The organism is Bathymodiolus azoricus thioautotrophic gill symbiont (assembly GCF_001298715.1).
In the GTDB taxonomy this organism is placed as follows: Bacteria; Pseudomonadota; Gammaproteobacteria; order PS1; family Pseudothioglobaceae; genus Thiodubiliella.
The window spans coordinates 1-1,070 of the sequence record NZ_CDSC02000333.1; the positions used below are offsets into that span (position 1 = coordinate 1).

1 protein-coding gene, 2 tRNA genes and 1 pseudogene are annotated in these 1,070 nt (G+C 37.3%); all 4 read left to right on the forward strand.

Annotation, left to right across the window (positions count from 1 at the left end; translation table 11 throughout):
- Positions 1-156: pseudogene (locus BAZSYMA_RS10690) on the forward strand (IS30 family transposase); the annotation flags it as partial.
- Between the two features lie 57 nt (positions 157-213).
- Positions 214-798 (forward strand): CDP-diacylglycerol--glycerol-3-phosphate 3-phosphatidyltransferase, encoded by a 585-nt coding sequence (pgsA, locus tag BAZSYMA_RS06610; protein WP_090716939.1) that lies wholly within the window; start codon positions 214-216, stop codon positions 796-798.
- Positions 799-827: 29 nt separating this feature from the next.
- Positions 828-903, forward strand: a tRNA-Gly gene (locus tag BAZSYMA_RS06615).
- A 57-nt stretch (positions 904-960) separates the two neighbouring features.
- A tRNA-Cys gene (locus tag BAZSYMA_RS06620) sits at positions 961-1,034 on the forward strand.
- The last annotated feature ends 36 nt before the right edge of the window (positions 1,035-1,070 follow it).

Genomic DNA, 1,070 nt, shown 5'->3' on the forward strand with positions numbered 1-1,070 from the left:
AATGAGAATGCTAATGGTCTTTTAAGGCAATACTTCCCAAAGACGATGTCTTTGGTAAATGTTGCCTGCAATGAGGTTAAAATAGCTGTGAATAAATTGAATTCTAGACCAAGAAAATGTTTAGGATTTAAAACACCTTATCAGGTGTTTTTTTGAAAGGACGGGTATTGATGCTCGTCAATTGGGAGTGGTGCGTTTATGAGTCGAATTCACCTGATGACAATACCAAATATTTTAACTTTATCAAGAATTGCGCTAATTCCGCTTTTTGTAGTTTTGTATTATTGTCAGCCTACTTATACAGATACACCAATATTCACTTGGATTAATTTTTCACTAACGGGTGTTTACGCTGCCATTAGCCTGACAGATTATTTAGACGGATATTTGGCAAGAAAACTTAATATGACTTCAAAATTAGGGGCTTTTTTAGACCCTGTTGCGGATAAATTAATGGTTTCAACGGCCTTAGTTTTATTGGTTGATTACTACCCTAGCAATACGCATTGGTATATTAGTGTTTGTGCGTTGATTATTATTTCTAGAGAAATCTTGGTGTCAGCACTAAGAGAATGGATGAGCACAGTTGGTCAGCGTTCAACCATTAATGTTTCATTCATTGGCAAAGTAAAAACTTTTGTGCAAATTTTTGCCATTCTGTTTTTACTTTACCAGCAGCCATTCTTTGGATTGCCAAGTTTCGAGATTGGTGTTTTCTTATTGGTTGTTGCAACTTTGCTGACTTTATACTCTGGATTAATTTATTTAAAAGAAGGAATAAAAACATTCAAATCCTAGTAAAAAACACATTATAATATATCGCTTATGCGGGAATAGCTCAGCTGGTAGAGCATCACGTTGCCAACGTGAATGTCGCGAGTTCAAATCTCGTTTCCCGCTCCAAATTTTAAAAGCCTGTGAGAACAGGCTTTTTTTACTGTTGCCTTTTTTTACTACCTTGGCCGGATAGCAAAGCGGTTATGCAGGGGTCTGCAAAGCCTTACAGACCAGTTCGACTCTGGTTCCGGCCTCCATACAAGATACAATAAAAAGCCCGACTATTGGTCGGG